The sequence below is a fragment of the Pseudomonas sp. NBB genome, assembly GCF_032701105.1.
Taxonomy (GTDB): Bacteria; Pseudomonadota; Gammaproteobacteria; order Pseudomonadales; family Pseudomonadaceae; genus Aquipseudomonas; species Aquipseudomonas asiatica.
In genome coordinates, this window is the sequence record NZ_CP103994.1 from 342,755 (window position 1) to 355,964 (window position 13,210).

Annotated in this window: 10 protein-coding genes; 8 read left to right on the top strand and 2 right to left on the bottom strand. The window is 62.8% G+C overall.

The genetic code is table 11. The annotated features are described in order from the left end of the window. The 5 genes from dgcA (at position 1) to NY023_RS01545 (ending at position 7,767) form a co-directional block, all read left to right on the top strand. Complete coding sequence (gene dgcA / locus NY023_RS01525) at positions 1 to 2,061, top strand: dimethylglycine demethylation protein DgcA (protein WP_013970508.1); 2,061 nt, start codon at positions 1 to 3, stop codon at positions 2,059 to 2,061. Between the two features lie 177 nt (positions 2,062 to 2,238). Next, positions 2,239 to 4,191 carry a dimethylglycine demethylation protein DgcB gene (gene dgcB, locus NY023_RS01530; RefSeq protein ID WP_013970509.1) on the top strand — a complete coding sequence of 651 codons (1,953 nt, stop codon included), beginning with the start codon at positions 2,239 to 2,241 and terminating at the stop codon, positions 4,189 to 4,191. Then, on the top strand, positions 4,191 to 5,423 hold the full coding sequence (locus NY023_RS01535) for an electron transfer flavoprotein subunit alpha/FixB family protein (protein WP_013970510.1): 1,233 nt from the start codon (positions 4,191 to 4,193) through the stop codon (positions 5,421 to 5,423). Before dgcB ends, NY023_RS01535 begins: the two co-directional genes overlap by 1 nt. Positions 5,424 to 5,433: 10 nt before the next feature. Continuing rightward, on the top strand, positions 5,434 to 6,204 hold the full coding sequence (locus tag NY023_RS01540) for an electron transfer flavoprotein subunit beta (protein ID WP_013970511.1): 771 nt from the start codon (positions 5,434 to 5,436) through the stop codon (positions 6,202 to 6,204). Between the two features lie 675 nt (positions 6,205 to 6,879). Then, positions 6,880 to 7,767, top strand: a complete 888-nt coding sequence (locus NY023_RS01545) for an RHS repeat-associated core domain-containing protein (protein ID WP_080563727.1) — start codon at positions 6,880 to 6,882, stop codon at positions 7,765 to 7,767. Positions 7,768 to 7,840: 73 nt separating this feature from the next. Here NY023_RS01545 and gbcA read toward each other — a convergent pair whose 3' ends face one another. Continuing rightward, complete coding sequence (gbcA, locus tag NY023_RS01550; protein ID WP_013970512.1) at positions 7,841 to 9,133, bottom strand: glycine-betaine demethylase subunit GbcA; 1,293 nt, start codon at positions 9,131 to 9,133, stop codon at positions 7,841 to 7,843. A 294-nt stretch (positions 9,134 to 9,427) separates the two neighbouring features. Here gbcA and gbcB point away from each other — a divergent pair, with 294 nt between their 5' ends. Further along, on the top strand, positions 9,428 to 10,528 hold the full coding sequence (gene gbcB, locus NY023_RS01555; RefSeq protein ID WP_015268654.1) for a glycine-betaine demethylase subunit GbcB: 1,101 nt from the start codon (positions 9,428 to 9,430) through the stop codon (positions 10,526 to 10,528). Positions 10,529 to 10,663: 135 nt separating this feature from the next. On the opposite strand, the gene NY023_RS01560 is transcribed toward gbcB, so the two are convergent. Then, entirely contained in the window at positions 10,664 to 12,289 is a 1,626-nt protein-coding gene (locus tag NY023_RS01560; RefSeq protein ID WP_013970514.1) for a methyl-accepting chemotaxis protein, read from the bottom strand. Between the two features lie 274 nt (positions 12,290 to 12,563). On the opposite strand from NY023_RS01560, the gene NY023_RS01565 reads away from it, so the two are divergent. Both NY023_RS01565 and NY023_RS01570 read left to right on the top strand, forming a co-directional pair. Continuing rightward, positions 12,564 to 12,794, top strand: coding sequence for a hypothetical protein (locus tag NY023_RS01565; protein ID WP_003257514.1), 231 nt, complete (start codon positions 12,564 to 12,566; stop codon positions 12,792 to 12,794). After that, the gene (locus NY023_RS01570) at positions 12,791 to 13,093 is read left to right on the top strand and encodes a cell division protein ZapA (protein WP_013970515.1); all 303 of its coding nucleotides are present in this window, start codon (positions 12,791 to 12,793) and stop codon (positions 13,091 to 13,093) included. The genes NY023_RS01565 and NY023_RS01570 overlap by 4 nt, the downstream gene beginning before the upstream one ends. Positions 13,094 to 13,210 lie beyond the last annotated feature (117 nt).

Below are 13,210 nucleotides of genomic sequence, written 5' to 3' on the forward strand. Positions count from 1 at the left end.
ATGGCATTCGAAGCAATGTTCCAGCCGATCCAGATCGGCAAACTGACCATCCGCAACCGTGTGCTCAGCACCGCGCACGCTGAGGTCTACGCCACTGACGGCGGCATGACTACCGACCGCTACGTGAAGTACTACGAAGAAAAGGCCAAGGGCGGTATCGGCCTGGCGATCTGCGGCGGCTCGTCGGTGGTGGCCATCGACAGCCCGCAGGAGTGGTGGTCGTCGGTCAACCTGTCGACCGACCGCATCATCCCGCACTTCCAGAACCTGGCCGACGCCATGCACAAGCATGGCGCCAAGATCATGATCCAGATTACCCACATGGGCCGTCGCTCGCGTTGGGACGGCTTCAACTGGCCGACCCTGATGTCGCCGTCGGGTATCCGTGAACCCGTGCACCGCGCCACCTGCAAGACCATCGAGGTGGAGGAGATCTGGCGCGTGATCGGCAACTATGCGCAAGCTGCCCGCCGTGCGAAGGAAGGCGGCCTGGACGGCGTGGAACTGTCGGCCGTGCACCAGCACATGATCGACCAGTTCTGGAGCCCACGGGTCAACAAGCGTACCGACGAATGGGGCGGCACCTTCGAAGGCCGCATGAAGTTCGGCCTGGAAGTACTGAAGGCCGTGCGCGCCGAAGTCGGTGACGACTTCTGCGTGGGCATGCGTATCTGTGGCGACGAATTCCACCCCGATGGCCTCAGCCACGAGGACATGAAGCAGATCGCTGCCTACTATGACGCCACCGGCATGCTCGACTTCATCGGCGTGGTCGGCTCGGGTTGCGACACCCACAACACCCTGGCCAACGTCATCCCGAACATGAGCTACCCGCCGGAGCCGTTCCTGCACCTGGCGGCCGGCATCAAGGAAGTGGTCAAGGTCCCGGTGCTGCACGCGCAGAACATCAAGGACCCGAACCAGGCCACGCGCATCCTCGAAGGCGGCTACGTGGACATGGTCGGCATGACCCGTGCGCACATGGCTGACCCGCACCTGATCGCCAAGATCAAGATGGGCCAGATCGACCAGATCAAGCAGTGCGTCGGTGCCAACTACTGCATCGACCGCCAGTACCAGGGCCTGGATGTACTGTGCATCCAGAACGCCGCGACCTCCCGTGAATACATGGGCGTGCCGCACATCATCGAGAAGACCACCGGCGCCAAGCGCAAGGTGGTGGTGGTTGGCGCCGGCCCGGCCGGCATGGAAGCGGCCCGCGTGGCTGCCGAACGTGGCCACGATGTGACCCTGTTCGAGAAGAAGGAGCAGATCGGCGGGCAAATCACCATCGCCGCCAAGGCCCCGCAGCGCGACCAGATCGCCGGTATCACTCGCTGGTACCAGCTGGAGCTGGCGCGCCTGAAGGTCGACCTGCGCCTGGGCACCGCCGCCGACGTGGCTGCCATCCAGGACCTGCGCCCGGACATCATCGTGCTGGCGGTGGGTGGGCATTCCTTCCTGGAGCAGAACGAGCACTGGGGCGCCGCCGAAGGGCTGGTGGTCAGCAGCTGGGACGTGCTCGACGGCAAGGTTGCGCCGGGCAAGAACGTGCTGGTGTACGACACCATCTGCGAGTTCACCGGCATGTCGGTGGCTGACTTCATCGCCGACAAGGGCAGCCAGGTCGAGATCGTCACCGACGACATCAAGCCGGGTGTGGCCATGGGCGGTACTACCTTCCCGACCTACTACCGCAGCATGTACCCGAAAGAAGTGATCATGACCGGCGACATGATGCTGGAAAAGGTCTACCGCGAAGGCGACAAGCTGGTGGCGGTGCTGGAAAACGAATACACCGGCGCCAAGGAAGAGCGCGTGGTCGACCAGGTGGTGGTGGAGAACGGCGTGCGTCCTGACGAGCAGCTGTATTACGCACTGAAGGAAGGTTCGCGCAACAAAGGCCAGATCGACGTGGAGGCACTGTTCGCCATCAAGCCACAGCCGATCCTCAGCCAGCCGGGCGAAGGCTACCTGCTGTACCGCATCGGCGACTGCGTGGCCCAGCGCAACGTGCATGCGGCGATCTACGACGCCTTGCGCCTGTGCAAGGACTTCTGATCGAGAAAAATCGTCGCCACCGGGCGCGGTCCCTGTGGGAGCGGGTTCACCCGCGAAAGCGTCAGCACAAGCAACAAAGTTGTCTGATCTGACGCATTCGCGGGTGAACCCGCTCCCACAAGGGGCCGATCCCATCTTCAGAGTGGCGCAAGAATCCAGCTGTTGTGGGAGCCTCCCATGTTGAACACCCTTCTACCTATCCTGCTGTTCGCTGCCCTTGGCCTGGCAGTGCTCGGCGCCCTGCGCCGGGTGCGCATGTGGCGGCGTGGCCGGCCGTCCAAGGTCAACCTGATCGGCGGCTTGCTGGCCATGCCACGCCGCTACCTGGTGGACCTGCACCATGTGGTCGAGCGCGACAAGTACATGTCCAAGACCCACGTGGCTACCGCTGGCGGCTTCGTGCTGTCGGCCGTGCTGGCGATCCTGGTGCACGGCTTCGGCCTGCAGAGCAAGATCCTCGGCTACGCGTTGCTGGTGGCCACGGTGATCATGTTCAGCGGCGCCATCTTCGTCTTCAAGCGCCGCCTCAACCCGCCTTCGCGCCTGTCCAAGGGCCCGTGGATGCGCTTGCCGAAGAGCCTGCTGGCGTTTGCCGTGAGCTTCTTCATCGCCACCTTGCCGGTCGCCGGCATCCTGCCGGCCAACACCGGTGGCTGGGTGATGGTGGGCATTCTCGGTCTGGGCGTGCTGTGGGGCGTGTCTGAGCTGTTCTTCGGCATGACCTGGGGCGGCCCGATGAAACACGCCTTCGCCGGTGCCCTGCACCTGGCCTGGCACCGCCGCGCCGAACGCTTCGGCGGCGGCCGTTCCACCGGCCTCAAGCCGCTGGACCTGGAAGACCCGAACGCGCCGCTGGGCGTGGAAAAGCCGGTGGACTTCACCTGGAACCAGCTGCTGGGCTTCGACGCCTGCGTGCAGTGCGGTAAATGCGAAGCCATGTGCCCGGCCTTTGCCGCCGGCCAGCCGCTGAACCCGAAAAAGCTCATCCAGGACATGGTCATCGGCCTGGCCGGTGGCACCGACGCGCAGTTCGCCGGCAGCCCATACCCGGGCAAACCGATCGGTGAGCATGGCGGCCACCCGCACCAGCCGATCGTCAATGGCCTGGTCGACGCCGAAACGCTGTGGTCGTGCACCACCTGCCGTGCCTGCGTCGAGGAATGTCCGATGATGATCGAGCACGTCGATGCCATCGTCGACATGCGTCGTCACCTCACCCTGGAAAAAGGCGCCACCCCGAACAAGGGCGCCGAAGTGCTGGACAACCTGATCGCTACCGACAACCCGGGCGGCTTCGCCCCTGGCGGGCGCATGAACTGGGCCGCCGACCTCAACCTGCAACTGCTGTCGGAGGTGAAAACCACCGAGGTGCTGTTCTGGGTCGGTGACGGTGCCTTCGACATGCGCAACCAGCGCACCCTGCGCTCGTTCGTCAAAGTGCTCAAGGCGTCGGGCGTGGACTTTGCCGTGCTCGGCCTGGAAGAGCGCGACAGCGGCGACGTGGCGCGCCGTCTGGGCGATGAAGCGACCTTCCAGCAATTGGCCAAACGCAATATCCAGACCCTGGCCAAGTACAAGTTCCAGCGCATCGTCACCTGCGACCCGCACAGCTTCCATGTGCTGAAGAACGAGTACGGCGCCCTGGGCGGCGACTATCAGGTGCAGCACCACAGCACGTACATCGCCGAACTGATCGCGGCCAACAAGCTCAACCTCGGCCAGCACAAGGGCGGCAGCGTCACCTACCACGACCCGTGCTACCTGGGCCGTTACAACGGTGAGTACGAAGCTCCGCGTGCCGTGCTCAAGGCCCTGGGTATCGAAGTGCGCGAGATGCAGCGCTCGGGCTTCCGTTCCCGTTGCTGCGGCGGTGGTGGCGGTGCGCCGATCACCGACATCCCTGGCAAGCAGCGTATCCCGGACATGCGCATGGACGACATCCGCGAGACCGAGGCCGAGCTGGTGGCCGTGGGTTGCCCACAATGCACCGCCATGCTCGAAGGTGTGGTCGAACCGCGCCCGCAGATCAAGGACCTGGCCGAACTGGTGGCCGACGTGCTGATCGAAGAGGACGCGCCCTCTGCCCCAAAGCCGCAAACGGCCAAACGTGAACCTGCGGAGGTGCACTGATGAGCGACATTATCCGCCGCGACCCACGCGCCGAGTGGATCGCCCGTAACCGTCTGCACCCGCTGCATGCAGCGATGCAGACGCAGCAGACCAGCTGGATGGGGCCCAACGGCCTCATCCGCAAGAACCCCCATGCGATTGCCGCAGGCTTCATCGGCCCGGCCGGCATCAAGCGCATCGACCGCAGCGGCGCCCAGCAGGGCACCGCCGTGGGCGGGCGACGCACGGCGGCGGCCGAGGTCAAGCTGCCGCTGCACCAGGTGCCGGCGCCGGCGTTCTACATCGCCGTGGTGCCGGACATGGTCGGTGGCCGCCTGAGCAGCCACGACCGCGACCTGCTCGGCCTGGCCCACAGCCTGGCCGGCAGCGACGGTGCGGTGCTGGCAGTGGTGTTTGGCGAGCACAAGGAAAGCAACTTTTCCACAGCCGGGGTCGACCGCCTGCTGGTCATCGAAGGCGAGGCGTTCGAAGGTTATGCACCGGAGCAACTGGTACAAGGCCTGCGGGCTGTGGATAACCAGTTCACCCCGCGCCACTGGCTGCTGCCCGACAGCCGCACCGGTGGTGGCGAACTGGGCCGGCGCCTGGGCGCGGCACTGGGCGAGCGCCCGGCGACGCGGGTATGGCAGGTCAAGGACGGCCAGTGCATCGGCCGTGCCGGTGCCGGCCAGCAGGACCTGCAGCGCGCCGTACCACGCTTGATCCTGGCGGCGGCCGAGTGCGCCGAGCCGGTCAGCGAAACCCGTCACGAAGCGCTGCCCGTGGAGTTGTCCACAAGCGTGGCGCGCAGCCTGTCGCGCATCGAAGACCTCGGTTCGGTGGCCGTGGACCCGGCCACCATTGCCATGGCCGAAGCCGAGTTCATCATCTCGGGCGGCAACGGGGTCAAGGACTGGGACCTGTATCACAAGGCCACCGCGGCCCTTGGCGCCACCGAAGGCGCCTCGCGGGTGGCGGTGGACGACGGCTTCATGCCGCGCAACCGCCAGGTGGGTGCCACCGGTACCTGGGTTACCGCGCGGGTCTACGTGGCTGTGGGTATCTCGGGCGCGATCCAGCACCTGCAGGGCATCGGCGCCTGCGACAAGGTGGTAGCGATCAACATGGACCCGGGCTGCGACATGATCAAACGGGCGGACTTGTCGGTGATTGGTGACAGTTCGGCGATTCTCCAGGCACTGATCGAGGCTGTGGACAACTACCGCAGCGGCGGCCAGCGCGACGCGGCATAAGGGCACGAGCATGAGTACGAAAGTGATCAGCCTGGTTTCCATCGGTGCCCACCCCAGCTCCGGCCGCGCTCGCCGCGCCGAGCAGGATGCGCGCGCCGTGGAGCTGGGTTTGCAGCTGGCTGGGGATAACTTACAGGTGGTGCATGCCGGCGACCCACGGGAAGAGGCGCTGCGCGCCTACCTGGGGATGGGCCTGGACCACCTGGATGTGCTGGAGCAGCCGGCCGGCGCCGACGTGCTGGGCGTGCTCGGGGATTACCTGCGCGATGCCGGGGCACAGCTGGTGCTGACCGGCAGCCAGGCCGAGACTGGCGAAGGGTCGGGCATGTTGCCGTTCCTGCTGGCCGAAAAGCTCGGCTGGCCGCTGATTGTGGGGTTGGCTGAAGTGGAGTCGATCGAAAACGGCACCGCCCAGGTATTGCAGGCGCTGCCGCGCGGTCAGCGGCGTCGGCTGAAGGTGCGCCTGCCGTTGCTGGCGACTGTGGATAACGCCGCGCCCAAGCCGCGCCAGAGTGCTTTCGGGCCGGCGCGTCGGGGTGTGTTGGCGGCACGCAACGTGGCTATCGTCGAAGACGAACTGCTGGCCGAAGCCGAACTGCAACCAGCCCGCCCACGGCCCAAGCGGCTGAAGGTGATCAAGGCCAAGAGCGGTGCCGACCGGATGAAGGCGGCGACGGCCAAGGCCAGTGGCGGCGGTGGCAAGGTGTTGAAGGACGTTTCTCCACAGGAAGGCGCCGAGGCCATCCTCAAGCTGCTGGTGGAAGAGGGCGTGCTGCGCTAGAGCCTCACGCGGTCCCGGTGTGGGAGCGGCCTTGTGTCGCGATGGGCTGCGCAGCAGCCCCGGCAATCTTGACTCATAGTCGAGATCCTGAGGCCGCACTGCGGCCCATCGCGACACAAGGCCGCTCCTACATTCCATACACAGCCTCGATCGAGCGCTTTTGCCCACCGAATCTGTTCGCCAAGATGTGGATAAAGTGTTGGCGCATGGCCGCAGCCCTTGTGTGACGGCGCCTCCAAGATTATGGTCAAAAAACAACCAGTATTATCCCTGCCTTCGCATGCAACGCGCGGCAGTACCCTCCGGATTTTGTCCACAATCACTGTTAGCCGGTCTGTGGATAATCTGTTCGGTAGCACCTGTAAGCCACATAGTTAAAGGCTTTGACAGGTTTGTTCAGAAAGTGATCAATCTCGCCATAATCCTGCTCGATCCTTGATAATCATGGTCGTGAGTGGCTTATCCACAATCCGATTGCACAAACTGCATCAGTTGCTCACAAACTCTGTTGGTGTTTCTGTGGACAAGGTGTAAGAAGTCCGCTGTAGCCCAATATCCACGCCATCCTGGCCGGTTTGATCAAACAATGATCAGGGGTTTGTCTGATATTTTTGCCAGTACGCAAACCTGGCGTCCGTCGTTACCCTGTCCACATGCGATCAGTGTGAGTCAACCATGGCGACATCCCTGTTGAATATCGATCGGCAGCACTCTGTACTGGGCGCGCTTTCCTTGGGTCCGCGCGCTTACTCACCCTATGGCTTCCTTAGCGGTTCCCTGGGTTCAGGGCTGGCTTTTTGTGGCCAATACCAAGATCCGTTGACGCATAATTATCTGTTGGGCAGTGGCCATCGCTCCTACAGCCCGGGCCTGATGCGGTTCATCACGCCGGATTCGCTTAGCCCATTCTCCAAGGGCGGAATCAATGGATACGCCTATTGTGAGGGGGACCCGATTAACAGGCACGATTCAACGGGCCGCGTTTGGCAGTGGATACCTCCACTGGCTCAGGCCGCCTCTAGTGTTTCAACAGGACTCGGCGCGGTTAACCGCAGGTCGCTTGCTGTGGTTAGACAGCGGATTCAGAGGATGAACGGGGAGTTACCCGACCAGGAACTTGTGCGCGCAGAGCTTGCAGACTCGCTCCAGTTTTATTCCTCTATCCCTATGGGGGCTGTTGCCAATCTCGCCCGAAATATCCTCAATGCACCTGTGTCGCCGGCAGATCCACTGGTCAGTCAGCTTGTCTGGACCGGAGCTGGGGGAAGTTCTGGCGTTGCCATAGGCACCAATTTAAACGGCTATTCGGTGTATCAAACATGGACGCAACTCGCAGATCAACATGGCATCAACCGGTGGAGCGTGGTGGCCGAGGCCATAGGGCAAGTCTTGCTCCCACCTTTCGTCAGGAGGGGGAGTTTGCAGGCGGGGCAATGGGCAGCGGAAGCGCTCGGTAGCGGAATAGCCGGGGCCTACCGTGTGCCGGGGAGGGTGATGGCCAAGGTACATAGCGATGATGGAGGAGAAGTTCTGAGAGCTGTCCTTGTCGTTAGAGGGAGTTGATGCTATTAGCGCCCCTTACTGAAACGCAGGTGTGTCGTGCCTCGTCATACCGGACGAGGCACGGCATCATCGTTTACTGTGCCTGAACTTCCTTCAGATACGCCGCCGGCTCCGCCCCCAGGTTGTTCAGCAAGCGCTGGCTGTACCAGTCAATGAAGTTGACCACGCCAAACTCGTAGGTTTTCGAGTATGGCCCAGGCTGGTAAGCGGTGGAGTTGATACCACGCTGGTTTTCCTCGGCCAGGCGACGGTCCTGGTCGTTGGTGGCGTCCCACACCTTGCGCATGTTCTCGGGGTTGTAGTCCACACCCTCCACGGCATCCTTGTGCACCAGCCACTTGGTGGTGACCATGGTTTCCTGGGCGCTGATCGGCCACACGGTGAACACGATCATGTGGTCGCCCATGCAGTGGTTCCAGGAGTGCGGCAGGTGCAGGATGCGCATCGAGCCCAAGTCCGGGTTCTGGATACGACCCATCAGCTTCTGGCAGGCCTGTTTGCCGTCCATGGTCATCGACACGGTGCCCTTGAGCAGCGGCATGCGCACGATACGGTTACGCAGGCCATGGCTTTTGTGCAGGTACGGGATCTTCTCGGCTTCCCAGGCGGCGGCGGAGGCAGCCACGTGGTCCTTGAATTCCTGGCTGGCGCGCGGGTCGTTGGTGTCGTCCCATTCCAGCAGGGTTTGCAGCAGCTCCGGGTGCGAACCGTTGCAGTGGTAGCACTCGCGGTTGTTTTCCAGCACCAGCTTCCAGTTGGCCTTTTCCATCAAGGTGGTCTGTACCGCCACCTTGGTGTTTTCCATGTCGTACGGTTCCATGTAGTGGTCCAGGGTGGCCAGGAACTCGTCGATGGCAGGCGGGTTTTCCGCCAGGCTGATGAAGATGTAGCCGCCGGCGACCTTCACGTTCACAGGCTTCAGGCCATACTGGTTCATGTCGAAGTCGGCACCCATTTCGGTACCGGCGAACAGCAGGCGGCCGTCCAGCTCGTAGGTCCACTGGTGGTACGGGCAGACCAGCTTGGCCACCTTGCCCTTGTCGCTGACGCACAGGCGCGAACCGCGGTGGCGGCAGACGTTGTGGAAGGCGTGCACCTTACCTTCGGCGCCACGCACCACGATGATCGGGTTCTTGCCGATCTGCAGGGTGATGTAGTTGCCCTTGGCCGGGATCTCGCAGGTCATGCCGGCGATCAGCCACTCCTTGTGGAAGATCTCCTGCATGTCGATCTGGAACAGACGCTCGTCGGTGTAGAAAGGCTGGGGCAGCGAGTAGGTGCGCTCGCGGGTCTGCAGCATCTCGGCGGTGGCCTTGCGTGCAGGTTCCAGTGGATCGCCCAGGCTCAGGGTTGCGGTGACGTCCATCGTGTATTCCTCGGGGCCGTGTGCGGCCGGCAAAAGGTGGCTAATCGTTGTTGTGGTGCCGCAAGGCTGCTCATCAGAAACAGCTAGTTGTTTTGCCGTGGAGTGTGCGTCCGAAGGCGTCATGAACCGTATCCATGGGCGACATGGCCGATTTGAATTACGACGCGCCAGCCCTTGCAGTGCGGGGCTGGTCGCGATAAGCACGCCGATGTCGCTGGCAGGAATGTACGTCGTCTTCAGCTTGCGCATTATCCAAGCCATAAAACGGCCAATAGTCGGCTGCTGGAGATGAACATGTCCGATACCTTCCTCAATCCGGTCACTACCCAGACCTGGGCCAACGGCCGCCACATCGTGCGCTGCGTCAAGGTCATCCAGGAGACCTGGGACGTGCGCACCTTCTGCTTCATGGCCGATCAACCGATCATGTTCTTCTTCAAGCCGGGGCAGTTCGTCACCCTGGAGCTGGAGATCGAAGGCAAGCCGGTGATGCGTTCCTACACCATCTCCAGTTCACCGTCGGTGCCCTACAGCTTCTCGATCACCGTCAAGCGTGTACCGGGCGGCCTGGTGTCCAACTTCCTCCACGACACCATGCACGAAGGCGCCGAGCTGCCGGTGCACGGCCCGGTGGGGCTGTTCAACGCCATCGATTTCCCGGCGCAGAAGGTGCTGTACCTCTCGGGCGGTGTCGGGATCACCCCGGTCATGTCGATGGCGCGCTGGTTCTACGACACCAACGGCAATGTCGACATGGTGTTCGTGCACAGCGCCCGTTCGCCGAAGGACATCATCTACCATCGTGAACTGGAGCAGATGGCCTCGCGCATCCCCAATTTCAGCTTGCACATCATTTGTGAAAAGCATGGCCTGGGTGAGCCGTGGGCGGGTTATCGCGGTTACCTCAACCAGCGCCTGATGGAGCTGATCGCGCCGGACTACATGGACCGTGTGGTGTTCTGCTGCGGCCCGACGCCATACATGACTGCGGTCAAGCGCATGCTCGAAGCGGTCGGCTTCGACATGAAGAACTATCACGAGGAATCGTTCGGTGCGACGCCGCCTGAGGCCAAGGCCGATGCGGTGGAGCATGCCGAGCAGGCTGCCGACGCGCCGGAACTGGATGCGGCCGACCTCAACCTGGTGGAGTTCATCGGTAGCGAGAAGAGCATCCGCATCGCCCCGGGCGAGACCGTGCACGCGGCGGCGGCCAAGGTTGGCCTGATGATCCCGAAAGCCTGCGGTATGGGCATTTGCGGCACCTGCAAGGTGCTCAAGCTGGGCGGCGAAGTGGAGATGGAACACAACGGCGGCATTACTGAAGAGGACGAAGCCGAGGGCTACATTCTGTCGTGCTGCAGCGTGCCGAAAGGGGATGTGCGGATCGATTACTGATCCGGGAATGCAGGGGGCTGCCTTGCAGCCCATCGCGACACAAGGCCGCTCCCACAAAGGCTCCGGTTACATCGGCCAATGTGGGAGCGGCCTTGTGTCGCGAAAGGGCCGCAAAGCGGCCCCGGCTTTTTAAAGTCAGGTACGGAACCGCGCCACCAAGCCATTCAGATCCACGGCCAACCGCGACAACTCCGCACTCGCCGCACTGGTCTGATGCGCCCCGGTAGCACTCTGCACCGACAGGTCATTGATGTTCACCAGGTTGCGGTCCACTTCCCGCGCGACCTGCGCCTGCTCTTCCGCCGCGCTGGCAATTACCAGGTTACGCTCGTTGATCTGCGCCACTGCCCCGGCAATGGTGTCCAGCGCCATGCCTGCGCCACGAGCAATGTTCAGGGTGGATTCGGCACGCTCGGTGCTGGTGCGCATCGATTCCACCGCTTCTTCCGTACCGCCCTGAATACTGCCGATCATCCGCTCGATCTCACTGGTCGACTGCTGGGTACGATGAGCCAGCGCTCGCACCTCATCAGCCACCACGGCAAAGCCCCGGCCCGCCTCACCGGCACGTGCCGCCTCGATCGCGGCGTTCAGCGCCAGCAGGTTGGTCTGGTCGGCCAGGCCACGGATCACGTCCAGCACCTTGCCGATATCGCGCGACTGTTCGGCCAGGTGGGTGACCAGTTTGGCGGTGGCCTGCACATCGCCACTCATGCGCTCGATGGCACCCACGGTTTCCATGACCAGGTCGCGGCCGTCGCCCGCCGAACGGCTGGCTTCGCTGGAGGCTTCCGAGGTGCTGACTGCATTGCGCGCTACTTCTTCGACGGCGCTGGTCATCTCGGTCACCGCCGTGGCGGCCTGTTCGATTTCGTTGTTCTGCTGCTGCAGGCCGCGGGCGCTTTCGTCAGTGACGGCGTTCAGCTCTTCGGCAGCCGAGGCCAGCTGTGTCGCCGACCCGGCGATCAGCTGCAAGGTGTCGCGCAGTTTGTCTTGCATGCGGGCCATGGCGCGCAGCAGGCGGGCAGCTTCGTCGGTACCCTCGGCATGGATGACATGGGTCAGGTCGCCGTCGGCAATCTGTTCGGCACATCTAAGCGCCTCGTCGATCGGCTTGACGATGCTGCGGGTCAACAGCAGGGCACAGACAAAAGTCAGCACGGTGGCGGCGACCAGCAGGCCGATCACCAGAGAGAAGGCCGCGTCATACTGGCTGGCGGCTTTCGCGTTGGTGTCACGGGTCTGCTCGGTATTGATGCCCACCAGGGTCTCCATGATCTTGTTGATCTGCTCGGAGTTGGCCTGCAAGTCACGGTTGAGAACATCTCTCAGCTCGTCGAGGCGGCCGGCCTGGTTGAGGCTGCGCATTTGCGCCTCCAGCTGGCGATACTGGTTGAGCAACTGAACATACTGGTCGTACGCAGCCTGTTCGTCGGCGGCAGTGATCAGCGGCACGTAGGCCTCTCGCGCGCGGTCGATCTGCTGGTTGCGCTGGTCCATCAGGTTGAGGATTTCCTGCTGGTTTTGCGGGTCGCGGTTCACCAGCAGGCGGTAGGAGAGGCTGCGCAGGCGCAGGTTCAGCGCGCTGATCTCATCCAGTGTCTTGATGGCGGGGACGCTGATTTGCTCGATGACCAGGCCGGCCTGGCGGATGTTGCCCATCTGCATCAGAGAGAAGATACCGAGGCCGAGCATCAGCAGGCCGATGAGCGCAAAGCCCAGCAATGCGCGTGGGGCAATATTGATGTTGCGTAATGACATGGTGGGCAGATCCAGGCAAGTGAAGGAGACGCTTCCAGTGCGACAGAATGTGTCTCTCTGAGTATCGGTCGTGACCCGTCAGCCTTGAGTGCGCGCCTGGCAAAACTCCGAGTTGGCCCGGTTGTTCCTGACCGGCGGTTGACCCAGGTCGGAACAAGGGGCCGGTTACCCTGTCAATCTGCGGGTTAGACACTTTGTGAATCCGATATTTAATGGCGATGGGCCGCACTTTTCTTTATCGTGTGCGCCCCTCGCAACAACCTGAGATAGACCCATGCTGGAAGCTTCCCTGAATCAAATCGAGCAACTGGTCAGCGACCTGATGCAGAAGAACGCTCAACTCACCGAGCAGAACGCCGCCCTCGGTCAGGAACTGGCCCAGGCCAAGGAAGAGAACGAAACCCTGCAGCTGTCGCTGATGGAGCAGGAAGAGAAGAACGGCAGCACCGCCGCACGCCTGCAGGCCCTGCTCGAGCGCGCCAACGCCGGCGTCGTAGGCGCATGACACTGCGAGCGCAGCCGATCAATGTCGTGTCGATCCTCGGCAACGACTATTCGATCAAGGCGCCTGCAGGCCAGGAAGCGACCCTGGCCCAGGCGGTGCAGATGCTCAACACCGCCCTGGCCCAGACCAAGCGTCAGTACCCGACCCTGATCGGCGACAAGTTGCTGGTGCTGGCCGCGCTGAACCTGTGTTCGCGGCAGATCGAGCTGCAGGATGAGCACCGCAAGACGCTGGAGCGTACCCAGGCGCAGATCGATGCCACGGTGGACGCCATCGTGCGGACCATAGCCGAACAATAAGGCCTTGCATCGACCTCTGTGGGAGCGGATTCACCCGCGAATGCGTCAGTGCATTCAGCATCGCATTCGCGGGTAAACCCGCTCCCACAGGGTATCTGATTGCTTCAGGTCACTGGA

Bases quoted from the DNA above. Each gene is read 5' to 3' on its own strand.
- NY023_RS01545 (WP_080563727.1), top strand. From the start codon at position 6,880: ATGGCGACATCCCTGTTGAATATCGATCGGCAGCACTCTGTACTGGGC.
- dgcB (WP_013970509.1), top strand. From the start codon at position 2,239: ATGTTGAACACCCTTCTACCTATCCTGCTGTTCGCTGCCCTTGGCCTG.
- dgcA (WP_013970508.1), top strand. From the start codon at position 1: ATGGCATTCGAAGCAATGTTCCAGCCGATCCAGATCGGCAAACTGACC.
- gbcB (WP_015268654.1), top strand. From the start codon at position 9,428: ATGTCCGATACCTTCCTCAATCCGGTCACTACCCAGACCTGGGCCAAC.
- NY023_RS01540 (WP_013970511.1), top strand. From the start codon at position 5,434: ATGAGTACGAAAGTGATCAGCCTGGTTTCCATCGGTGCCCACCCCAGC.
- NY023_RS01570 (WP_013970515.1), top strand. From the start codon at position 12,791: ATGACACTGCGAGCGCAGCCGATCAATGTCGTGTCGATCCTCGGCAAC.
- NY023_RS01535 (WP_013970510.1), top strand. From the start codon at position 4,191: ATGAGCGACATTATCCGCCGCGACCCACGCGCCGAGTGGATCGCCCGT.
- gbcA (WP_013970512.1), bottom strand. From the start codon at position 9,133: ATGGACGTCACCGCAACCCTGAGCCTGGGCGATCCACTGGAACCTGCA.
- NY023_RS01565 (WP_003257514.1), top strand. From the start codon at position 12,564: ATGCTGGAAGCTTCCCTGAATCAAATCGAGCAACTGGTCAGCGACCTG.
- NY023_RS01560 (WP_013970514.1), bottom strand. From the start codon at position 12,289: ATGTCATTACGCAACATCAATATTGCCCCACGCGCATTGCTGGGCTTT.